This is a genomic window from Pseudomonas sp., from assembly GCF_030698175.1.
Taxonomy (GTDB): Bacteria; Pseudomonadota; Gammaproteobacteria; order Pseudomonadales; family Pseudomonadaceae; genus Aquipseudomonas.
Genome location: NZ_JAUYNT010000041.1, coordinates 67,887 through 89,038, shown reverse-complemented (window position 1 = coordinate 89,038; position 21,152 = coordinate 67,887). Strand labels below are relative to the sequence as shown.

The following is a 21,152-nucleotide window of genomic DNA, read 5'->3' as shown; positions in this document are numbered from 1 at the left end:
GGCGGTTACATACCGCGCAGGGACTGAGCCTTTGTTGAATGGGTTAGTGGCACGGGGCCTAAGCCATTCGACAATTGCTCGGACGAACACTTGCGACGACCACGGTCGCCGCAAGTGGGTTTGGGCTTATTTACCGGCTTTGATTTTGGTCCAGATGCGCGTCATCGAACGCTGCACCTTGGCTGGCAAATCGGCGAAGGCATACAGCTTGCTCATGGTTTCCGGCGTTGGGTAGATGCCCGGATCGTTACGAATGGCTTCATCCACCAGCGGGGTTGCCGCAGCATTACCGTTAGGGAACTGCACCTCGTTGGTGATCTCGGCCATGATTTCCGGCTTGAGCAGGAAGTTTATAAAGGCATAGGCGGCATCGACGTTGGCGGCATCCGCCGGCATGGCGACCATGTCGAAGAAGGTACCGGCGCCTTCTTTAGGAATGTTGTAGCCAACCTTGATCCCGCTTTTGGCTTCCTCGGCACGGCTCTTGGACTGCTGAATATCACCCGAGTAACCGACCGCGACACAGAGGTTGCCATTGGCCAGGTCCGAGATGTACTTGGAGGAGTGGAAGTAGGTGATGTTCGGGCGAATCTTGAGGAACAATGCCTCGGCGGCCGCCAGCTCTTTCGGGTCTTGACTGTCGGACTTGTAGCCCAGGTAGTGCAGGGCAATCGGCAGAATTTCGGTCGGTGAATCGAGGAAGGCCACGCCGCAAGACTTCAGTTTCTCGATGTTTTCCGGCTTGAACAGCAAGTCCCAGGAATTCACCGGGGCGTTGTCGCCCAGTGCCGCTTTGACTTTATCGACGTTGTAACCAATGCCGATCGAGCCCCACATGTAGGGAAAGGCGTATTGGTTGCCTGGATCGCTGACTTCCAGGGTTTTCAGCAGGTCTGGGTTGAGATTTTTCCAGTTCGGCAGTTTCGACTTATCCAGTGGCTGATAAACCTTGGCCTTGATTTGCTTGGCCAGAAAGTTGTTCGACGGCACCACAATGTCGTAACCCGACTTACCCGCCAGTAGCTTGGCTTCAAGGGTTTCGTTACTGTCGAACACGTCGTAAACAACTTTGACGCCCGACTCCTTCTCGAACTTGGCTACGGTGTCTTTCGCGATGTAATCAGACCAGTTGTACACGTGCAGCACTTTTTCATCCGCTTGCGCAGCACCTGCCATTAGCCCCAACAGCGACATAGCGAGTACAGACTTACCGAATTTGTTCATGCTTACAGCTCCTGTTCCTGAGTGTGTGAAGGGGCTAAAAACCACCTTCATTAAGCCTAGCCAAATTACTCAGCGCGTCCGTGCCGCTACTTTATCCGTTGCCCAGCGGCGTCACGCCGACGGTGAGTACACCTGCTTTTTAAGTTAAGCCTGCAAATCCTGCAAGGTCAGATCAAGGCACAAGCGCGCCTTGGTTACTAACTCGTCAATCTCGGTTTTGCTGATCACCAACGGTGGCGCGATGATCATGGTGTCGCCTACGGCACGCATAATCAGCCCGTTATTGAAGCAATGACCACGGCAGATCATCCCCGCGCCCTTATCGGTATAGCGCGCCCGAGTGCTTTTGTTCTTCACCAACTCGATAGCACCGAGCATGCCGAGGCCGCGCACTTCACCCACCAGGGGATGATCGGCCAACTCACGCAAACGCTTTTGCAAGTAGGGTGCCGTTTGTTCACGCACCTGCTCCAAAATCTTCTCGTCACGCAAGATACGGATATTTTCCAGCGCCACAGCCGCCGCCACCGGGTGTCCGGAGTAGGTGAAGCCGTGGTTAAAGTCGCCGCCGGTTTTCAGCACCGCGACTATCTTGTCACTGACGATCAACCCACCCATGGGGATGTAGCCAGAGGTCAGGCCCTTGGCGATGGTCATCAGGTCGGGTTTATTGCCGTAGTAGTCGCTGCCGAACCACTCGCCGGTGCGACCGAAACCGCAGATCACTTCATCGGCGACAAACAAGATGTCGTACTTGGCGAGGATCTCGCGGATCTTCGGCCAGTAGCTGTCGGGCGGAATAATCACCCCGCCGGCGCCCTGAATAGGCTCGGCAATAAAGGCTGCGACATTAGCTTCGCCAACTTCGAGGATTTTCTTTTCCAGCTGCTCGGCTGCCCAGATACCGAACTGCTCCGGGCTCATGTCGCCGCCTTCACCGAACCAGTAAGGCTGCGGGATGTGCACTATGCCGGGCACCACGCCACCTTGATCGTGCATGCCCTGCATCCCGCCCAGGCTGGAACCGGCGAAGGTGGAACCGTGGTAACCATTGAGACGGCTGATGATCACCTGCTTATTCGGCTGACCTTTGAGCGCCCAATAATGGCGCACCATCCGCAGCATGGTGTCGTTACCTTCCGAACCCGAACCGGTGAAGAACACATGGTTCATGCCGGCCGGAGTGATTTCGGCGAGGGTCTTGGCCAGCTCCAGCACCGGCGGATGGGCGGTCATAAAGAAGGTGTTGTAGAACGGCAGCTGCTTCATTTGTTTGCTGGCCGCATCGGCCAACTCGTCACGGCCATAGCCGATGGCTACACACCAAAGGCCGGCCATGCCGTCGAGAATTTTGTTGCCTTCGCTGTCCCACAAATACACCCCGTCGGCATTGGTAATAATGCGCGGACCGGTGTCGCTCAGCTGCTGATAATCGCTGAACGGCGCCAGGTGATGGTCACGGCTCATGGCCTGCCATTGCTGGGTTTGCGGATTAGTGTTGGGCGTTGTCATGGTTCAACCTATTGGGTAAAACACGGGCCGCGCTGATGCGCGACCCGGGTGATGATCAGACGGCGTAAAGCAGGAACTCGCGTTCCCAAGAGCTGATCACGCGCTTGAAGTTCTCGTGCTCGGCGCGTTTAACCGCGACGTAACCGGTAATAAAGGCAGCGCCCAGGTATTGCTCCAGGGCCTTGCAGTTTTCCATGCGTTCCAACGCATCTTCGATGGTCAACGGCAAACGCAGGTTGCGCCGCTCATAACCACGCCCCTTGACTGGCGCGCTCGGCTTGAGCCCTTCCACCATGCCGATATAACCGCACAGCAAGCTGGCGGCGATGGCCAGATAAGGGTTGGCGTCGGCGCCGGGCAGGCGGTTTTCCACCCGACGGCTTTGCGGGCCGGCATCCGGTACGCGCAAGCCAACGGTGCGGTTTTCTTCGCCCCACTCGACGTTCACCGGCGCCGAGGTGTCCGGCAGGAAGCGGCGGAACGAGTTAACGTTGGGCGCGAACAGCGGCAACAACTCGGGGATGTACTTCTGCAGGCCACCGATATGGTGCAAGAACAGGTCGTTCATGCTGCCATCGGCGTTGGAGAAGATGTTCTTGCCGGTTTTGATGTCGATGATGCTCTGGTGCAAGTGCATGGCACTGCCCGGTTGACCGGTCATGGGTTTAGCCATAAAGGTCGCGCCGACATTATGTTTCAGCGCCGCTTCACGCATGGTGCGTTTGAAGATCAGCACCTGGTCGGCCAACGACAGGGCATCGCCGTGACGGAAGTTGATTTCCATCTGCGCGGTGCCGTCTTCGTGGATCAGGGTGTCCAGATCCAGATTCTGCAGCTCACACCAGTCGTAAACGTCTTCGAACAAAGGGTCGAATTCATTCGCGGCTTCGATGGAGAACGACTGCTTGCCGGTTTCGGCGCGGCCCGAGCGACCAATCGGCGGCTGCAACGGGAAGTCCGGGTCTTCGCAGCGCTTGGTCAGGTAGAACTCCATTTCTGGCGCGACAATCGGCTGCCAACCTTTATCGGTGTACATCTTCAAGACTTTCTTGAGGATATTACGCGGCGACAATTCAATCGGATTGCCTTGCTTGTCGTACGTGTCGTGGATCACCTGGGCAGTGGGCTCGATCGCCCACGGTACGAGGAACACGGCATTTTCGTCCGGGCGGCAGACCATGTCGATATCGGCAGGGTCCAGCAGGTCGTAATAAATGTCGTCTTCCACGTAGTCGCCGGTGACAGTCTGCAGCAGTACGCTCTCCGGAAGGCGCATGCCCTTCTCGTCGAGGAACTTATTGGTCGGCGAAATCTTGCCCCGGGCAATCCCGGTCAAATCGCTGATCATGCATTCCACTTCGGTGATCTTGTTTTCTTTGAGCCAGCTGGTAAGCCGGTCGATTTTGCTAGTCATACAAACCTCTAGGGGTGGGGAATCAGAGCTTGGCTGATATAGCTAAGCTCAACGTTAACTCGCGCGCTTGCACAGGCTTCACCGAAAGCCTGAAAGAGTGCGAGGTGATGCGGATTTGCTACTACCTGCCACTCGGCATACCACTGAGCTGCGAGGACAAATACCAAGTACTGGCACGCCAGCGGCAATAGCAGCTTTAATCAAAGGGAGGGTACTGGTGTCGCGCACCGGGTCATGCGCAGTGCCAGGTATGTTGCTGGGGCCGCGGTAATGATGGGGCGTAACGCTGGACGGCGAACGGCTAAACAGCCGACCATCAAGATTCGCTGGCAACACTGGCAGATCAAGTAAATCGCCGAGTGCAGGGATCACCAGCGGCAAATCACCGGCGCCAACTACAAGGGCGCAGACGTATTTGTCGCCAACAGCATGGTACGAATGAAAACCGATCTGCTTGGTGCAGGCGGTCACGCCAATCAACGGCAGGCGAGACATGTGACACCCGTTTTATTGATGTTATGGGTTGCGACCGAGATTAGCCTTGTTCGATTTTTTACACAATAGGCCTGTAAAAAATTAAACACACCACCCACAACGGCAGGCTCAAGGACGCAGGGGTGGCCGATGAATTGCCTTGAAAAGCCCTAAAATTGGCCACGCAGCCCCTTTTTAGGGCACAATAGGGACGCTCTTGACAGCGACTTTGGTTTAAGATTGACTCAAGTCGTGCCATTTGCATGATTGATATTTTTAACAAAAAAGGTGTTGCATCATGTCGGTTCCTCCGCGTGCCGTTCAGCTTAACGAAGCGAATGATTTTCTTAAGAAGCATCCCGACGTCCAGTTCGTCGACCTATTAATAGCCGACATGAACGGCGTTGTTCGCGGCAAGCGCATTGATCGCGCCAGCCTGCACAAGGTTTACCAGCGCGGCATTAACCTGCCCGCCTCGCTATTTGCCCTCGACATTAATGGTTCCACCGTTGAGAGCACCGGCCTTGGCCTGGATATCGGCGACTCCGACCGGGTCTGCTACCCAATCCCCAATACCCTGTGCAATGAGCCTTGGCAGAAGCGCCCTACCGCGCAACTGTTAATGACCATGCACGAGATGGAAGGCGAAGCCTTCTTTGCTGACCCACGGGCAGTGCTGCAGCAAGTGATCAACAAGTTTGATGCCCTTGGGCTGACGATTTGCGCGGCGTTCGAGCTGGAGTTTTACCTGATCGACCAGGCCAACGTGAATGGCCGACCACAGCCGCCGATGTCGCCGTTGTCCGGCAAGCGTCCACAATCCACCCAGGTCTATATGATCGATGACTTGGATGAATACGCCGAATGCCTGCAAGACATCCTCGAAGGCGCACAAGAGCAAGGCATCCCGGCCGATGCGGTAGTCAAGGAAAGCGCCCCGGCGCAATTCGAGATCAACCTGCACCACGTCGCCGACCCGCTCAAGGCTTGCGACTACGCGCTGCTACTTAAGCGTCTGGTGAAGAACATCGCTTACGACCATGAGATGGACACCACCTTCATGGCCAAACCCTACCCGAACCAAGCGGGTAACGGTCTGCATGTACATATCTCGATTCTCGATAAAGATGGCACCAACATCTTTAAGAGCGAAGACCCGGCGACCAACGATGCACTGCGCCACGCGATTGGCGGCATCATTGAAACCATGCCCGCATCGATGGCGTTCCTCTGCCCGAACGTAAACTCCTATCGCCGTTTCGGTGAGAAGTTCTTCGTGCCGACCTCGCCAACCTGGGGCATCGACAACCGCACCGTGGCGCTGCGCGTACCGAATGACACGGCCGATGCCGTGCGCATCGAGCACCGCGTCGCCGGCGCCGATGCCAACCCGTATTTGGTCATGGCCTCGGTATTGGCCGGCATTCACCACGGCTTGACCAACCAGATCGAGCCAGGCGCGCCACTCGAAGGCAACGCCTACGAGCAGACCGAAGCCAGCCTGCCAAACAACCTGCGTGATGCGCTGCGCGAGCTGGACGACAACGAAGTCATGGGCCGCTACATCGACCCGAAATACATCGATGTATTCGTCGCCTGCAAAGAAAGCGAGCTGGCCGAGTTTGAATATTCAATCTCCGACCTTGAGTACAACTGGTACTTACACACGGTTTAACCGCAGCATCCGACGCCGGCCTTAGCCGGCGTCTTTTTATCTGACATTTGGCTTTTACCTAGCTCAACTCTTGCGACTGCAACGCCGTGGTCGAGTGAACGGTTCGAGGACCAAAAATCACTGGCAGTTGTGCGCAGAATTGACTGCGCCTTATCAACATGGAGATCGTTATGCCGCGTTTTCTTGCTCTGCTTGCCCTGACCTTGGCGCCGTTGCTGGCGCATGCCGAAGAGGTGATTAGCGTCTATAACTGGAACGACTACATCGCCCCACAGGTGCTGGTCGATTTCGAGAAAGAAACCGGCATTCACGTCGACTATCACACCTACAGCACCGCCGAAGAGCTCAGCAAAGCGCTGGCCAGCGGCGAGGCCATCGACGTCGCGGTGCCCTCCCATGACGCGCTGCCTGGGCTGATCAAAGCCGCCAGCATTCAGCCGCTGGATCTCAAACTGCTGCCCAACCGCAGCCACCTGGACAAGCAACTGCTGAGCAAGCTCGCGGCCTTCGACACCAACAACAGTTACGCCATTCCCTATCTATGGGGCTCGGTCGGTTTGGCGATCAATACCCCGGCCGCCGAGCAGGCCTTCGGCGGCCCGCTGCCGGACAGCTGGAGCGTGCTGTTCAATCCCGAGCAGAGTAAACGTCTGGCCAGTTGCGGCATGAGCGTGCTGGATGCCCGCGATGAAGTACTCTCGGCCTTGATGAGCTACCAGGGCCGCAGCTTGGCGCAAACTCCGCCAAGCCAAATGAAACGCAGTGGCGAGCTGCTTAATCAGCTGCGCCCCAACCTGCAGTATGTCGACAGCACCCGCTATATCGAGGACCTGGCCAGCGGCAAGCTGTGCGTCGCCTTCGCCTGGGTCGGCGACGCCCTGGCCGCCGCCAAAGCAGGTCAGCCGGTTAAGTTTGTGGTGCCGCAAGAGGGCTCGATTATGTTTATCGACAGCCTGGTGATCCCCAAGAGCGCCCGCCGCGCCGACCTGGCGCATAAGTTTATCGATTACCTAATGCAACCCAAGGTCGCCGCCCTGATCACCACCGAGACGCTCTTCCCCAGCGCCAATGCCGACGCCAAGGAGTTCCTCGATCCGAGCATTCGCGACCAGCCGGGGCTGTATCCCGACCGCGACACCAAGCGCCGCTTATCCGCCCTGGAAGTGCTGCCCGAGAAGCTCGCGCCGATCCGCGATCAGATCTGGCAGCGTTTTATTGCCGCTCCCTGACTTGCCCCGGCGGCGTGACTAACGTCCAATAGCGGCTCCCATGCCAAGGAGAGCCCTATGTCACGCCCCGTCAGCAGCCGTAAACCGCGCGCCAGCAGCCAACTGCGGATTAACGCAATACTCGCCGCGGCGCGCAGCTTGCTGGCCGAACAAGGCGTCAATAGCCTCTCGGTGTACAGCGTCGCCGAGCGTGCGCAGATGCCACCGTCATCGGTCTATCACTTCTTCGCCAGCGTGCCGGCGATTCTCGAGGCGCTGACCGGCGAGATTCACGCCGCCTTTCGCGCCTGCTTGCAGCTACCCATAGCCCACAACCAACTGCGTGACTGGCGGGATCTGTCGCGGCTGGTCGAAGAGCGGATGCTGGCGATTTACGCCGCCGACCCGGCCGCCCGCCAGCTGATTCTCGCCCAGCACGGTTTGACCGAAGTCACCCAAGCCGACCGCCTGCACGACATCGAACTCGGCCAGTTAATGCAGGCGCTGTTCAACCGGCATTTCCAACTGCCCGTCCTGCCCGAGGAGGTCGATGTGTTTGCCCTGGCCATGGAACTGGGTGACCGGGTGTACGCCCGCTCGGTGCAGCAGCACGGGCTGATCACCCCGCGCATGGCCGAAGAAGGCATGCGGGTATTTGACGTTTACCTGGCCCTGTACCTGCCGCCGCTATTGCCTAAACGCGAACAATAAACCGATATTTATCTGCAAATAAATTACACAGACCTGATCGATAGATAAAAACAGCTTTTAAGACGGATTTTTATCGGATATAAAGTAAGCAAGTGCCGACCAACTGCAAGCCGCCGACACGCCAGAGTCTGTGTTCATCTGCTAGCGTCTTTTCGCCACGGTTGATTCGCCGGTGCTCACCCTCCGGGTCAGCCTAGGGCTGTTACCCCCGTTGGTTGTTGCGCGTTGTCTGGCTCTAGCCCAGAAGCGCTTGAGTGGATTGACCTTCGACAAATTTTGGGCTTCGCCCTAAAAGGTATCGCTAATGACTACCCTGACCAGCACCCCACGCGCCGACGGCTTCCAGATGCCCGCCGAGTGGGCACCCCATAGCCAAACCTGGATGGTCTGGCCCGAGCGCCCGGACAACTGGCGGCTCGGCGGCAAGCCGGCACAGGCCGCCTTCACCGCAGTGGCCAAGGCCATCGCCGAATTTGAACCAGTGACCGTTTGCGTGTCTGCCGGGCAATACGACAATGCCCGCGCACGCCTCGACCACGGCAATATCCGCCTGGTGGAAATCAGCACCGACGATGCCTGGGTGCGCGACACCGGCCCGACCTTCGTGACCAACGCCAGCGGTGAAGTGCGCGGCGTCGACTGGACCTTCAACGCCTGGGGTGGCTTCGACGGCGGCCTGTACTGGCCGTGGCAGCGCGACGATCAGGTGGCGCGCAAGATCCTCGAGATCGAAGGCTGCGCACGTTACCGCACCGAAGGCTTCGTGCTCGAAGGCGGCTCGATTCATGTCGACGGTGAGGGCAGCCTGATCACCACCGAAGAATGCCTGCTTAACCGCAATCGCAACCACGAGCTAAGCCGCGAGCAGATAGAGAGCACACTGCGTGAACACTTAGACATAGACACTGTGATCTGGCTGCCGGACGGCCTATTCAATGACGAGACCGACGGCCACGTCGACAACTTCTGTTGTTACGTACGTCCCGGTGAAGTGTTGCTGGCCTGGACCGACGACCCGCAGAGCCCCAACTACCCGCGCTGCCAAGCCGCCATGGCGGTGCTGAGCAACACGCGGGACGCCAAGGGTCGTCAATTGATCGTGCACAAGATGCCGATCCCCGGCCCGCTGCACGCCACGGTTGAGGAATGCGCCGGCGTCGATGCCGCCGAAGGCACCCAGGAGCGCGATCCGTCGATTCGCCTGGCCGGTTCCTACGTCAACTTTTTGATCGTCAACGGCGGCATCATCGCGCCGAAATTCGACGACCCGATGGACGCCGAAGCCGAAGCTATCCTGCAGCAGCTATTCCCTGAGCATCGGGTGGTGATGGTGCCGGGCCGCGAGATCCTGCTCGGCGGCGGCAATATCCACTGCATCACCCAGCAACAACCGGCGCCGCAACGGCGCTGATTTGCAACGGGCGCAGAGCTGCGTGTGGGTGGGGCTGTAGGGTGGGTTAGCGGCGCGGACGGTGGTTGTTTGCATCACCGCGCAAGCCGGGCGCCGCGTAACCCACCATGCGGTTTACCGGTCGAGCGCCATGGTGGGTTACGGCGCGGTCGGCTTGCGTTGTTGGCAGACCGTGGTTCGCGCCTAACCCACCCTACAAAAGCTGCGTGCAACACGTAACTGGGACATGGCCTTTACGTTGGCTTACAGCCGATTCAATGGCACCTTCAAGTAGCGCACGCCATTGCTCTCGGCCGGCGGCAGTTCGCCGCCGCGCATATTGATCTGCACCGCCGGCAGCATCAGCACCGGCATGCTCAAACTGGCATCCCGCGCGCGGCGCATGGCGACGAAAGCGTTCTCATCGATACCCGCGTGCGCATGCACGTTATGGGCGCGTTGCTCGGCCACGCTGCTCTGGTACAGATGCTGATCGCGGCCCGGTGCCAGATAGTCGTGGCACATAAACAAGCGGGTGCTGTCTGGCAGGGCGAACAGCGTCTGGATCGACTGGTACAACGTGCGCGCATCGCCACCGGGAAAGTCGCAGCGGGCCGTGCCGTAGTCCGGCATAAACAAGGTATCGCCGATAAAGGCCGCGTCACCGATTACGTAAGTCAGGCAAGCCGGGGTGTGCCCCGGCGTATGCAGCACGCTGGCGGCGATGCCGCCGACGCTGAAGCTGTCGCCATCGGCAAACAGCCGATCAAACTGGCGGCCATCGGTGGCGAATTCAGCGCCTGCGTTAAACAGCTCCCCGAAAGTGGTTTGGATCTGAGTGATCTGCGCACCAATCGCCAAGCGCCCGCCGAGCGTCTGCTTGAGGTAGCCGGCGGCGGACAGATGATCGGCGTGCACGTGGGTTTCCAGCAGCCAGTCCAGCGTCAGGCCCTGCTCGCGCACATAGGCGAGCAGCCGGTCGGCGTTGACGTGGGAAGTGCGCCCGGAAGCCGGATCGTAATCGAGCACCGGGTCGACGATGGCGCAGCGCCGGCTTTGCGGGTCGCTGACCACGTAGCTGTAGGTGAAGGTGGCCGGATCAAAAAAAGCCTCAACCTGCGCATTCATGCCTGGCTCCCGCGCCGCTCCAGCAGCTCAAACAGGCCCATACCGGCGAGCATGGCCAGTACAAACAGCAGTGCCTGCCAGTGGCCGGTGAGCAAAATCGCCACGGCCGGCCCCGGACAGATGCCGGCGATGCCCCAGCCGATGCCAAACAGCAGGCTGCCGATCAGCAAACGACTGTCCAAGCCGCGCTTGAGCGGCAACTGCATGGCGGCGCCCAACAGCGAGCGGCTCTGGCGTTTGGCCCAGCTAAACGGCAACAGCGCCACCCCAATGGCGCCGGCCATAACTAAGGCCAGCGACGGGTCCCAAGGGCCGGCCAGGTCAAGAAAGCCCAGCACCTTGGCCGGATTAGCCATGCCGGACAACAGCAAACCCAGGCCAAAGATCAGCCCGGCGACTAACGCAATCAGCTTACCCATGCTCAGGCCCCCAACAGATGACGAAGGATAAATACCGTGGCAAATCCGGCGGCCATAAACACCCCGGTGGCCACCAAGGAGCGCGGCGACAGCCGGGAGATACCGCAGACGCCATGACCGCTGGTGCAACCGGCGCCATACCGAGTGCCGACGCCAACCAGCAATCCGGCCAACGTCAGGCTCAGCCAGCCGCCCTGAAACTCAAGCATTGGCAAGGCAGCGAACAGCTGCCAGAGCAGCGGTGCCAGCAGCAGGCCGAGCAGAAACAACGCCTTCTCGCCACGCCCCTCGCCGCCGCGCACCAGCAGGCTGCCGAGCAAGCCACTGATGCCGGCCACCCGCCCGTTAAACAGCACAAACAGCGCCGCCGCCAGGCCAATCAAGGCACCACCGGCCAAAGCCGACCAGGGGCTGAAGTTCAGCCAGTCGATAATCATTGCCCGCCCTCGGCACAGTACAGTTGATAGAGGGTATTGATCACCGCCAACGCCTGCGAGCTGCTGATGCGGTAATACACCTGCTTGCCGTCGCGGCGGGTGTCGACCAGACCTTCGCGGCGCAGCACCGCCAGTTGCTGCGAGAGGGTCGGCTGCACAATGCCCAGCAGCGCCTCCAACTCACCCACATTGCGCTCGCCCTGGGACAGCTGGCAGAGCAACAACAGCCGGTCAGGGTTGGCCAGGGTCTTCAACAGCTGGCCAGCGGCCCCAGCATTGGCGCGCAGTTGCTCGATATTAAGCACAGGATCGGCGAGGGACATGGTTCACCTTAGATAAATACAATATGTAATTTAATATAATGTATTTATGGAGAGTGTCCAGCCAGGCCGATCAACGGCCATGGAAAAGGTTCTGTCCCAGTTATGTGTTGAGGTATGTGGGTTGGTTAGGCGATGCCTGGTACGCGGTAATTCGTAGGGTGGGTTAGCGGCGCGGGCGGTGGTTGTTTGCATCACCGCGCAAGCCGGGCGCCGCGTAACCCACCATGCGGTTTTCCGGTCGAGCGCCATGGTGGGTTACGTGGCGCACATATTGCTCAGTTGATTTTCAAGCCTTGTCCTGCGCCACTAATCCACCCTACCAAAGGCTGCGCGCATCGACTGCAGTACCAACAAAAAGCCCGCCGGTCTGCGGGGACGGGCGGGCTGTTGAGTCGCTAAGGCGCACTTAGCCGTTAGCCGGGCGCAGCGAGTAGGTTTTCAGCTGCGCGGCAAACTCGTGCAGCGACTGAATGCCGCTGGCTTCCGCTTCGCTGATCCACTGCTTGATCGCCTCCAGCATGTCGTGACCGTTGGCGCTGGTTTTGACCCAGATCTGCTGCAGGGCCAAACGCTTCTCGTAGATCACCTTGAGCGCCTGGCTTTGCTCCAACATCAGCTGGATGCGTGCCTGGTGTTTTTCATCCAGCAGGCTGGTTTCGCGAGACAGCAGGCGTTTGGCCCGGCGGAACTGATAACGCACCGAAGCATCGGCCTTGGCCAGCTCTTGCTTGACCAGCGGCGCGATCACCAACTTGCGGTACTGGGCCATGATCTGGAAGCGGTTGTTGAGGATCGCCATGGCGGTGTCCATGTCCATACTGCCCTTGCCGGGGACCCGGTGGGCAATCGGCGCCACGCGCTGGACCTTGGCCAGGCGCAGGAAGCTGAACAGTTGAATCCAGGCCCAGCCCATGTCGAACTCCCAAGGCTTAACCGACAGCTTGGCCGAGTTCGGGTAGGTGTGGTGGTTGTTATGCAGCTCTTCGCCACCGATCAAAATGCCCCAAGGCGAGAGGTTGGTGGCCGCATCGCGGCACTCGAAGTTGCGATAACCCACCGCATGGCCGAGGCCATTGACCACGCCCGCTGCCCAGACCGGAATCCACATCATCTGCACCGCCCAAACGGTCATGCCGAGCACGCCGAACAGGGCCAGGTCGATGACCGCCATGATAGCGATGCCGCCGATTGGGAAGCGCGAATAGAGATTGCGCTCGAGCCAGTCTTCCGGGCAGTTCTTGCCGTAGATGCGCAGGGTTTCCGGGTTCTCGGCCTCGGCGCGGTACAGCTCGGCACCGGTCAACAGCACGGTGCGCAGGCCTTTGATTACCGGGCTATGGGGGTCATCGACGGTTTCGCACTTGGCGTGGTGCTTGCGGTGGATGGCGGTCCACTCGCGGGTATTTTGCGCCGTGGTCAGCCATAACCAGAAGCGGAAAAAATGCTTCAGCGCCGGGTGCAGCTCCAGCGCCCGGTGCGCCGAGTAACGATGCAAATAAACCGTGACCGCGACAATGGTCACATGGGTGATCAGCAGGGTAACTGCCAACAACTGCCAGGCTGACAAGTCGAGTAAACCGTTGTACCACATGGGGAAATGGCCTCAAGCAAAGAGAAAAGCGCTGGATGAACAAGCGTGCACTCATTATCGCCGCAATTGGGGCGAAAGTCCCAGTAGCTTGTCGCTATTAGCCGGCGAACAGAACCCTTAAGTCGTAATTAACCGTGGCCAGCTTGCTGCTGACTACGCCGACGAGGAGATGTTAGCGCTTGCGGATACAGCTTGGGCCGGCACGCTTTTCGACTTCCTCGCGCACCTCATCGCGCCAACCCAGCAAGAACGCCAACTCGGCCACCACAAACAGCGGCCCCACCGCCAAGCCCATGATGTCGTCGACAAAGGCCGGTTTGCGCCCCTCGTAGTAATGACCGACGAACTGGATGATCCAGCCGAGCACAAACAAACCAATCCCCCAGCCGAGCCAGACGCCAGTACCCTGCTGCGCCAGACTCGCCCCGCCCCACAGACACAGACCGAGCAGGCCGCTCATCAGCAGGCCAAAACGCAGATCCAGTCGGCAGTAAAACAACCCCGCCGCCAGCGCCGTTAACGCTGCCGGTGACAACCACATACCGAGCAGCGCAACGCCTGGACGCGACAGCAACACCGCCACCGCCAGCACTATCAAAGGAATACCGATAAAGTGCGTGGCGATATTGCGCCGATCGCGGTGATAGGCCGCGTATTGCGCCAGGTGCTCGATCAAGGTTTTCATCTGGGTTTCGACTCAGGGTTGATGGGGTGAAAAATAGGCTGTGTACCCGTTAACGGTTGCAACGCTACCTGCAGGAGCGGCTCCATCTCAGGTCCAAGTGTCTAGCGTTGTCGCGCGCTGGACTGCCAAGCACGTTCAACCACTCACGCAGCCATAGCCAAAAAATACTGCCGGCAAACAACTTCGGCAATGGCCGCCGGAGCCATACGTTAGCCGACCGCCTGTCGCTGTAGCCGTTAGCTGCCATTTTGCCGCAGCGCTTCGCGGTACTGGCTCGGCGCCTGGCCGGTCCAGCGTTTGAAGGCGCGACTGAAGCTACTGGTGTCGGCAAAGCCCAGCAGGTAGGCGATCTCGCTGATTGAGCAACGCGGGTCGCGCATATGGGCCAGCGCTAGGCTCTGCCGGGTGTCGGCCAGCAACGCCTCGTAGCCGCAGCCTTCATCGGCCAGATGGCGCTGCAAGCTGCGCAAGCTCAGGTGCAGCATCTGCGCGATGCGCTCCGCCGAGGGTTCGCCATTGGGCAACTGCGCCTGCAAACAAGCGCGCACCTTGCGCTGCCAGCTTGGCGCCTCGCGCAGTTCTAGAGTGCGCTGCAACACCAGGTCGTTGTGCTCGGCCAACTCCAGATTGGCGTCGTCCAGCGGCTGCTCGAAACTGGCCCGGTCGAAACGCAGCAGGGTCTCAGGAGCGGCAAATACGATGGGCGCGCGAAACACCGCCTGCCAGGGTTGCGGATCGGCCGGTGGCGGGCGGCGCAGGTGCACGGCCAGCGGTGCATAAGCGCGCCCAAGGCGATTGCGGCAGGTGCGCACATGCAGTGCCGCAAAGGCATCCTGCGCCTCGGCCGCCGGCTCGCTGCTGCCGGGTGGCACTCGCAGGCGGAACTCGTAGCAGTCGCCGACCAGGTTCAGCTCCAGCAGCAACGCATCGCTGACCACCTGGTGATAACGGACGATCCGCTCGAACACTTCGCGCAGGCTGGCACTGGCGCCCAGCGCATAACCCAGGGCGTGAAAGGTGGTCGGGGTGACGAACTGCGAAGTCTTCAAACCCAGGGCCGGATCGCCGCTGGCCGCCACCGCCAACTGCCACAGCTTGGTGGTGGCCGACAGCGGATAGCGCGCCTGCGGGTTGTCCATCCACTGCGGGTCGAGCCCGGCCTCGCGGCACAGCGCCAGGCTATCGAGGCCCAGGCTGTCGAGCTGCTTGCGCAGGGCGCGGGTCCAACTGGCGAGGGTAGTGGCTTGAGCAGTCATGCAGATTGGCGCATCCGGTCAACAGGTTGGCGTTTAGGGTCAGGCTCAGTGCGGCTGATCGACGCACACTGGCGGCACATTGATTAGAGGATGTAAGCATGTCCCACTCTCCCGCAAGCCCCGTGCCGTTAAATCCGCAACAACAGGCCGCCCATATTCGCGAAGTACTGATGGCTCATGGCGCCGAACTGCGTCAGCGCTTTCCCATCCTGAACCATCAGGATGCCCTCGGCGCCGGCATCCTGGCCTTCGCCCTGGCCGGCATGTTTGCCAGTGCCGCGCTCTATATCAACGGCCAGTTGGCCTGGTGGGCCTGCCTGCTGTTGAATGCCTTCTTTGCCTCGCTGACCCACGAGCTGGAACACGACCTGATCCACTCGATGTATTTTCGCAAGCAGCGCGTGCTGCACAACCTGATGCTGGGACTGGTCTGGCTGGCCCGGCCGAGCACCATCAACCCCTGGGTGCGCCGTCACCTGCACCTCAATCACCACAAGGTCTCCGGCACCGAGACCGACATGGAAGAGCGCGCCATCACCAATGGCGAACCCTGGGGCATCGCCCGGTTGCTGATGGTTGGCGACAATATGATGTCGTCCTTTATCCGTTTTCTGCGCGCCAAGAATCCACAGCAGCGCTGGCTGATCGTCAGCCGCACGCTCAAGGTCTATGCGCCGCTGGGCTTGCTGAACTGGGGCAGCTGGTATGTGTTTCTCGGCTTCCATGCAGCCAATGGCATCGCCAGCCTGCTGGGCGCGCCAATCGACTGGTCGGCCAATACCCTGGCGGTGATGAACATCGTCAATATCGCCGTGGTGGTGCTGGTCGGGCCTAACGTGCTGCGCACCTTTTGCCTGCACTTTGTCAGTTCGAACATGCACTACTACGGCGATCTCGAGGCCGGCAATGTGTTGCAGCAATGTCAGGTGCTCAACCCCTGGTGGCTGTGGCCGCTGCAGGCATTCTGTTTTAACTTCGGCAGCAGCCATGCGCTCCACCATTTCCTGGTCAAGGAACCCTTCTATATCCGCCAGCTGACGGTGCCCCTGGGCCATCAATTGCTGCGTGACGCGGGCGTGCGTTTCAACGACTTTGGCACCTTCGCCCGCGCCAATCGCTGGACCCGTCGCAGCCAGGCGGCAACAGCCTCAAGCCAAACCGCCTAAGCCCAAGCGGCTCGCCCAGCCACCTCAGCCGCCAGCGCAGCCCTGCACTGGCGGCTTGCCGCTATTTGGCCGACTGGTTGGCCAGAATGTGCGGACAACCCCAGCAACACCGCCAGCCTCGACTAGAATTCAGCACGCGCCACGGGAAACCGCACAGAGCTCACTAGAAGCTCTGGCGCCGCCACTTTCTGTCCACAGGTGCTGTTAATGCTGCGATTTCTGCGCACGCCATCCTGCTTGCTGCTGACCTGTCTGTGCCTGGTTGCAGGCCAGAGCCTGGCGGCCTTACCCACCTTTAGCGCCAACTTGGAAATGCTCCAGCAACCGCTGGCGCTGCAGCAAATTCAACTGTTCGAAGACCCCCACGCCAGCCTTAGCCCCAGCCAGGCACTCGAACAGCTGCAGTTGCACGGCCAGCTCCGCGACGGCAATCTGCGGCTGGGCTATTCCGGCAGTGCTTGGTGGATTGGCTTTGCGCTCGACACCAGTACGGCCGAGCCGCTGTCGCTGATCATCGACAATCCGTTCACCGACGACATCCAGCTCTGGCGGGTGGTTAACGGCCAACCCGTGCCGGCCGGACGCGCCGGTGACCTGCTGCCGTTCAGCGCCCGCAGCGAACCCTATGCGAACTTCCTGTTACCGCTACCGGCGCTGGAAGCCGGCCGTCACGAGATTCTCTTACGGGTAAAAAGCAGCGGCTCCTTGAGCCTGCCCATGTCCCTGCTGGCCAGCGCCAACAGCAAGCAATTACTGGCCACCAGCTGGCTAAAAAGCGGCCTGCTGTGCGGCGCGCTGCTGATCATGGCGCTGTTTCATCTGGCCAAATACAGCACCTTGCGCGAGCCCCAGCTGGGTTTTTATTGCGCCACCCTGTTCAGCGCGACACTGTATTACAGCGCCCTGCTCGGCCCGATCAATCTGCTCTGGCCGTTGCAACCGAGCCTGCAGACCATTCTGCTGAACCTCGCCGGCTCCGCCACGCTGATTGCCAGCAGCCTGTTTATTTGCAGCATTCTGGCCTTGCAAGGCCGGCGGTTGCGCTTGCTGCGCAATGGCTTTTTTGCCCTGATAGTGCTGTGCGCCAGCCCGGCAGTGCTGGGGCTGAACGATTTTCGCCAGCAGCAATTAATCAACAGCCTGTTCCTGCTCAATGGCCTGTACCAGATCGGCCTGTGCCTGTATGGCGCCAAACTCAAACGGCCGCTGGCCAAACCCTTGCTGATGCTGTGGTCCGCCGCGTTTCTGGTGATGATCACCCTGCCCCTGAGCCGAATGGGCTTGCTGCCCAACTTGCCGCTGCTCAGCCAGATCAGTTTCTATTTGCCGGCGATCAGCTTTTTTCTGTTTGGCATCCTCAGCGCCAAGCAGTTGGAACAGGTGCGCGTTGACTTATTCGCCAGCCAGCAGCAAGCCATAGACAACCTCGAGCGCTACCAGGCGCTGTTCAATAACGCCGCCGAGGGCATAGTCCGCTGCCAACGTGACGGCACTATTCTCGAAGCCAACCCAAGCTTCCTGCGCCTGCTGGGACAATTACCGCAGCAGACGCCAAACTTGCGCGGCCAGGCGATTCAGAGCCTGCTGAAAACCTCGGACTGGACCCACCTGCTGGAGCAATTAAGCGCCGAGCAGCCAACCGTCAGCGGCGAGTGCCAAGTCCACGATCATCGCGGCAACGCCCGCTGGGTCTACCTGTCGCTGTACCTGTTGCCGGCCCAAGAGGGCATTGAAGGCATAGTGGTCGATCTCAGCGAACGCCATGCCCTTGAGCTGCACCTGCAAAACCTCGCCGCCCACGACTCGCTCACCGGCCTGTTCAACCGCCGTGAGATGGAGCGTTTGCTACAAGCGGCTTTGAGCGATCCGCGGGCGCAGGACTTCAGTCACCTGCTGTACCTCGACCTCGATCAGTTCAAGCAGGTTAACGACCTCTGCGGGCATTCCGCCGGCGACCAACTGTTACGCCAGCTGGCCAGCAAGCTGCAACACCAGCTGCCGGCCGAGGCCAAGCTGGCACGGATTGGCGGCGATGAATTTGTCGTGTTACTCGAGCAGCAAGACAGCGCCGCGGCCATGGCCCAGGCCGAAGCCTTACGCGCCTGCGTCGAGCAGTTTGTCTTCAGTTGGCAAGGGCGACCGTTTCGGCTGTTTGTCAGCATTGGCCTGCTCGAGTTGAGCAGTGCGGTTAACGATTGGGAAACCGCCCTGAACTGGGCCGACAGCGCCTGCCAGCGGGCCAAGCATCAGGGCCGCAATCGCGTCCATCAATTCAATCCGGCCGACGGCGTGCTGCTTGAGCACCAGCGCCAACTGCAGTGGATTACCCGCCTGCGCGCGGCCATCGAGCACCAGCACTTCGAGCTGTTTTTTCAGCCGGTGATGCCGCTGCAGCAACCGGAAACCGGCTGGCACTATGAAGTGCTGCTGCGTTACCGCGACCCACAATCGGGCGAGTGGATTGCCCCCGGACAGTTCCTCGGCGCGGCCGAGCGCTATGGCCTGCTGGGAGCGATTGATCGCTGGGTGATTCGCCAAGTATTCGCCTGGATGGAGCAAAACCCGCGACACCTGAGCCAGCTCAGCCAGGTCAACCTCAACCTCAGCGGCAGCTCGCTGCTGGATGGCGAAGTGCACCAACTGCTCAAGGAACTCTTGGCCAGCCATCAGTTGCCGGCCCACAAACTCTGCATCGAAGTCACGGAAATGGTCGCCCTGGGCGAACTGGGCGTGTCCTCCGACTGGATCACCAAGCTGCGCGAGCAAGGTATCAAGGTCGCCCTCGACGACTTTGGCAGCGGTTTCGCCTCCTATGCCTACCTGCGCCATCTGCCCCTGGATTTGCTAAAAATCGATGGCACCTTTATCCGCGGCCTGGAACACGATCCGATCAACCAGGCGATGGTCAGCTCCATGCAGCAAATCGCCCAGCAGCTCGGGCTGAAAACCGTGGCCGAGTTTGTTGAAAGCCAAGCCACCCTCGACTGTCTGCACGGCCTGGGTATCGACTACGCCCAGGGCTACTTTATCGACCACCCCAAACCGCTGGAAACCCTCGCCGACCAGGGCGGCGCGCAGGCCCTGACCAGCCCAAGCCTGGGGCTCTAAAGCTGACCGTGCGGCTCAACCACAGCATTTTAATGCACTGCACCAAGGTCAAAAAACCGGCAAAAAAAGACCCGCCGGAGCGGGTCAATAAATCGCCTGACTGGTGAGCCTTAAGCGAGTTCGTCGAAGCACTCGGCGATAATCGCCAAGCCTTTATCCATTTGTGCATCGGGAGCGGTGAGTGGCACCAGCACCCGCAAAACGTTGCCGTAGGAGCCACACGACAGCAGAATCAAGCCCTTGTCGCGGGCCTTGGCCACGACCTGCGCGGTCAGGGTCGGGTTCGGCTTGTGCAGGTCGCCACCTTCACACAACTCCATCGCGATCATGGCGCCGAGCGCGCGCACGTCGCCAATCGACTTGTGCTTGGCCTGGATGGCTTTGAGGCCGTTAACCAGACGCTCGCCAACCGCGTTGCAGCGCTCCAGCAGATGCTCTTCCTCGAATACTTCCAGTACCGCCAAGGCCGCCGCGCAGGCAATCGGGCTGCCGGCATAGGTGCCACCCAAGCCGCCGGGGGCGATGGCGTCCATGTACTCGGCCTTACCGCAGACGCCCGCCACCGGGAAACCGCCGGCAATGGATTTAGCGAAGGTGGTCAGGTCCGCCGCCACGCCCATCTGCTCCATGGCGAAGAAGGTGCCGGTACGGCCAGCGCCAGTTTGCACTTCGTCGGCAATCAGCAGGATGCCGTGCTGGTCGCAGAGCGCGCGCAGGCGGGCCATAAAGTCTTTCGGCGCCACATAGAAGCCGCCTTCGCCTTGTACTGGCTCGATGATGATGGCGGCGATGTCGCGTGGCTCGGCGTCGTTCTTAAAAATCCGCTCGATGCTCGCGATGGAGTCATCGACGCTGACGTCATGCTGAGCGCACGGGTACTGAGCACGGAATACATTGCCGGGCATGATGCCCATGCCCGCCGAATAGGGCACGACCTTGCCAGTCAGGCCGAGAGTCATCATGGTGCGACCGTGGTAGGCGCCGGTGAAGGCGATTACGCCGGCGCGGCCAGTGGCGGCACGGGCGATTTTCACCGCGTTCTCAACCGCTTCCGAGCCGGTAGTGACCAGCAGGGTTTTCTTGGCGAAATCGCCGGGCACCTTGGCGTTGATCTTCTCGCACAGCTCAACGTAGGGCTCGTAGGCCAATACCTGGAAGCAGGTGTGCGACAGCTTGGTCAGCTGCTTTTGCACGGCTGCCACCACTTTGGGGTGCAGATGACCGGTGTTAAGTACGGCGATGCCGCCGGCGAAGTCGATAAATTCACGGCCTTCGACGTCCCACACGGTGGCGTTCTCGGCGCGTTCGGCGAAAATCGGGTGGATCTGGCCAACACCGCGCGGTACGGCGGCTTGGCGGCGTTGCATCAGGGATTCGTTGGTCTTGCTCATGATTATCCTCGTGGGCCGCCGGGCGGGCCAGTTACGCAGT

At 60.1% G+C, this 21,152-nt stretch carries 17 protein-coding genes and 1 pseudogene; 6 read left to right on the top strand and 12 right to left on the bottom strand.

Features of this window, described 5'->3' with window-relative positions:
• Window positions 1-126 precede the first annotated feature (126 nt).
• From Q8R10_RS20110 to Q8R10_RS20095, 4 genes and pseudogenes are all read right to left on the bottom strand, one after another.
• Entirely contained in the window at window positions 127-1,224 is a 1,098-nt protein-coding gene (locus Q8R10_RS20110; RefSeq protein WP_305655837.1) for a polyamine ABC transporter substrate-binding protein, read from the bottom strand.
• Window positions 1,225-1,368: 144 nt separating this feature from the next.
• The gene (locus Q8R10_RS20105; protein ID WP_305655835.1) at window positions 1,369-2,736 is read right to left on the bottom strand and encodes an aspartate aminotransferase family protein; all 1,368 of its coding nucleotides are present in this window, start codon (window positions 2,734-2,736) and stop codon (window positions 1,369-1,371) included.
• A 55-nt stretch (window positions 2,737-2,791) separates the two neighbouring features.
• Window positions 2,792-4,150 carry a glutamine synthetase family protein gene (locus tag Q8R10_RS20100; protein ID WP_305655834.1) on the bottom strand — a complete coding sequence of 453 codons (1,359 nt, stop codon included), beginning with the start codon at window positions 4,148-4,150 and terminating at the stop codon, window positions 2,792-2,794.
• Window positions 4,151-4,306: 156 nt separating this feature from the next.
• Window positions 4,307-4,645: pseudogene (locus Q8R10_RS20095) on the bottom strand (gamma-glutamyl-gamma-aminobutyrate hydrolase family protein); the annotation flags it as partial.
• 277 nt (window positions 4,646-4,922) lie between these two features.
• On the opposite strand from Q8R10_RS20095, the gene Q8R10_RS20090 reads away from it, so the two are divergent.
• The 4 genes from Q8R10_RS20090 to aguA all read left to right on the top strand — a co-directional run bounded on the left by Q8R10_RS20090 (window position 4,923) and on the right by aguA (window position 9,629).
• Complete coding sequence (locus Q8R10_RS20090) at window positions 4,923-6,299, top strand: glutamine synthetase family protein (RefSeq protein WP_305655832.1); 1,377 nt, start codon at window positions 4,923-4,925, stop codon at window positions 6,297-6,299.
• 170 nt (window positions 6,300-6,469) lie between these two features.
• Entirely contained in the window at window positions 6,470-7,528 is a 1,059-nt protein-coding gene (locus tag Q8R10_RS20085) for a polyamine ABC transporter substrate-binding protein (RefSeq protein WP_305655830.1), read from the top strand.
• A 57-nt stretch (window positions 7,529-7,585) separates the two neighbouring features.
• On the top strand, window positions 7,586-8,218 hold the full coding sequence (locus tag Q8R10_RS20080) for a TetR/AcrR family transcriptional regulator (protein WP_305655828.1): 633 nt from the start codon (window positions 7,586-7,588) through the stop codon (window positions 8,216-8,218).
• 304 nt (window positions 8,219-8,522) lie between these two features.
• On the top strand, window positions 8,523-9,629 hold the full coding sequence (gene aguA, locus Q8R10_RS20075; RefSeq protein WP_305655827.1) for an agmatine deiminase: 1,107 nt from the start codon (window positions 8,523-8,525) through the stop codon (window positions 9,627-9,629).
• Window positions 9,630-9,872: 243 nt separating this feature from the next.
• On the opposite strand, the gene Q8R10_RS20070 is transcribed toward aguA, so the two are convergent.
• From Q8R10_RS20070 to Q8R10_RS20040, 7 genes are all read right to left on the bottom strand, one after another.
• Window positions 9,873-10,736, bottom strand: coding sequence for an MBL fold metallo-hydrolase (locus Q8R10_RS20070; RefSeq protein ID WP_305655825.1), 864 nt, complete (start codon window positions 10,734-10,736; stop codon window positions 9,873-9,875).
• A complete protein-coding gene (locus Q8R10_RS20065) occupies window positions 10,733-11,155 on the bottom strand; it encodes a DUF6691 family protein (RefSeq protein ID WP_305655824.1) in 423 nt (140 codons plus the stop codon). Before Q8R10_RS20065 ends, Q8R10_RS20070 begins: the two co-directional genes overlap by 4 nt.
• 2 nt (window positions 11,156-11,157) lie before the next feature.
• Window positions 11,158-11,592: a YeeE/YedE family protein gene (locus tag Q8R10_RS20060; RefSeq protein WP_305655823.1), complete on the bottom strand. Its 435-nt coding sequence runs from the start codon at window positions 11,590-11,592 to the stop codon at window positions 11,158-11,160.
• A complete protein-coding gene (locus Q8R10_RS20055) occupies window positions 11,589-11,915 on the bottom strand; it encodes a helix-turn-helix transcriptional regulator (RefSeq protein WP_305655821.1) in 327 nt (108 codons plus the stop codon). The genes Q8R10_RS20060 and Q8R10_RS20055 overlap by 4 nt, the downstream gene beginning before the upstream one ends.
• Window positions 11,916-12,321: 406 nt before the next feature.
• A complete protein-coding gene (gene desA / locus Q8R10_RS20050) occupies window positions 12,322-13,506 on the bottom strand; it encodes a delta-9 fatty acid desaturase DesA (protein WP_305655820.1) in 1,185 nt (394 codons plus the stop codon).
• A 172-nt stretch (window positions 13,507-13,678) separates the two neighbouring features.
• The gene (locus Q8R10_RS20045; protein ID WP_305655818.1) at window positions 13,679-14,191 is read right to left on the bottom strand and encodes a DUF962 domain-containing protein; all 513 of its coding nucleotides are present in this window, start codon (window positions 14,189-14,191) and stop codon (window positions 13,679-13,681) included.
• Window positions 14,192-14,427: 236 nt separating this feature from the next.
• Entirely contained in the window at window positions 14,428-15,447 is a 1,020-nt protein-coding gene (locus Q8R10_RS20040; RefSeq protein ID WP_305655816.1) for an AraC family transcriptional regulator, read from the bottom strand.
• Between the two features lie 98 nt (window positions 15,448-15,545).
• On the opposite strand from Q8R10_RS20040, the gene Q8R10_RS20035 reads away from it, so the two are divergent.
• Both Q8R10_RS20035 and Q8R10_RS20030 read left to right on the top strand, forming a co-directional pair.
• Window positions 15,546-16,613 carry a fatty acid desaturase gene (locus Q8R10_RS20035; RefSeq protein ID WP_305655814.1) on the top strand — a complete coding sequence of 356 codons (1,068 nt, stop codon included), beginning with the start codon at window positions 15,546-15,548 and terminating at the stop codon, window positions 16,611-16,613.
• 207 nt (window positions 16,614-16,820) lie between these two features.
• Entirely contained in the window at window positions 16,821-19,721 is a 2,901-nt protein-coding gene (locus Q8R10_RS20030) for an EAL domain-containing protein (RefSeq protein WP_305655813.1), read from the top strand.
• Window positions 19,722-19,831: 110 nt separating this feature from the next.
• Here Q8R10_RS20030 and gabT read toward each other — a convergent pair whose 3' ends face one another.
• Entirely contained in the window at window positions 19,832-21,112 is a 1,281-nt protein-coding gene (gabT, locus tag Q8R10_RS20025) for a 4-aminobutyrate--2-oxoglutarate transaminase (RefSeq protein ID WP_305655812.1), read from the bottom strand.
• Window positions 21,113-21,152: the final 40 nt, after the last annotated feature.

Bases quoted from the DNA above. Each gene is read 5' to 3' on its own strand.
- Q8R10_RS20110 (WP_305655837.1), bottom strand. From the start codon at position 1,224: ATGAACAAATTCGGTAAGTCTGTACTCGCTATGTCGCTGTTGGGGCTA.
- Q8R10_RS20105 (WP_305655835.1), bottom strand. From the start codon at position 2,736: ATGACAACGCCCAACACTAATCCGCAAACCCAGCAATGGCAGGCCATG.
- Q8R10_RS20100 (WP_305655834.1), bottom strand. From the start codon at position 4,150: ATGACTAGCAAAATCGACCGGCTTACCAGCTGGCTCAAAGAAAACAAG.
- Q8R10_RS20090 (WP_305655832.1), top strand. From the start codon at position 4,923: ATGTCGGTTCCTCCGCGTGCCGTTCAGCTTAACGAAGCGAATGATTTT.
- Q8R10_RS20085 (WP_305655830.1), top strand. From the start codon at position 6,470: ATGCCGCGTTTTCTTGCTCTGCTTGCCCTGACCTTGGCGCCGTTGCTG.
- Q8R10_RS20080 (WP_305655828.1), top strand. From the start codon at position 7,586: ATGTCACGCCCCGTCAGCAGCCGTAAACCGCGCGCCAGCAGCCAACTG.
- aguA (WP_305655827.1), top strand. From the start codon at position 8,523: ATGACTACCCTGACCAGCACCCCACGCGCCGACGGCTTCCAGATGCCC.
- Q8R10_RS20070 (WP_305655825.1), bottom strand. From the start codon at position 10,736: ATGAATGCGCAGGTTGAGGCTTTTTTTGATCCGGCCACCTTCACCTAC.
- Q8R10_RS20065 (WP_305655824.1), bottom strand. From the start codon at position 11,155: ATGGGTAAGCTGATTGCGTTAGTCGCCGGGCTGATCTTTGGCCTGGGT.
- Q8R10_RS20060 (WP_305655823.1), bottom strand. From the start codon at position 11,592: ATGATTATCGACTGGCTGAACTTCAGCCCCTGGTCGGCTTTGGCCGGT.
- Q8R10_RS20055 (WP_305655821.1), bottom strand. From the start codon at position 11,915: ATGTCCCTCGCCGATCCTGTGCTTAATATCGAGCAACTGCGCGCCAAT.
- desA (WP_305655820.1), bottom strand. From the start codon at position 13,506: ATGTGGTACAACGGTTTACTCGACTTGTCAGCCTGGCAGTTGTTGGCA.
- Q8R10_RS20045 (WP_305655818.1), bottom strand. From the start codon at position 14,191: ATGAAAACCTTGATCGAGCACCTGGCGCAATACGCGGCCTATCACCGC.
- Q8R10_RS20040 (WP_305655816.1), bottom strand. From the start codon at position 15,447: ATGACTGCTCAAGCCACTACCCTCGCCAGTTGGACCCGCGCCCTGCGC.
- Q8R10_RS20035 (WP_305655814.1), top strand. From the start codon at position 15,546: ATGTCCCACTCTCCCGCAAGCCCCGTGCCGTTAAATCCGCAACAACAG.
- Q8R10_RS20030 (WP_305655813.1), top strand. From the start codon at position 16,821: ATGCTGCGATTTCTGCGCACGCCATCCTGCTTGCTGCTGACCTGTCTG.
- gabT (WP_305655812.1), bottom strand. From the start codon at position 21,112: ATGAGCAAGACCAACGAATCCCTGATGCAACGCCGCCAAGCCGCCGTA.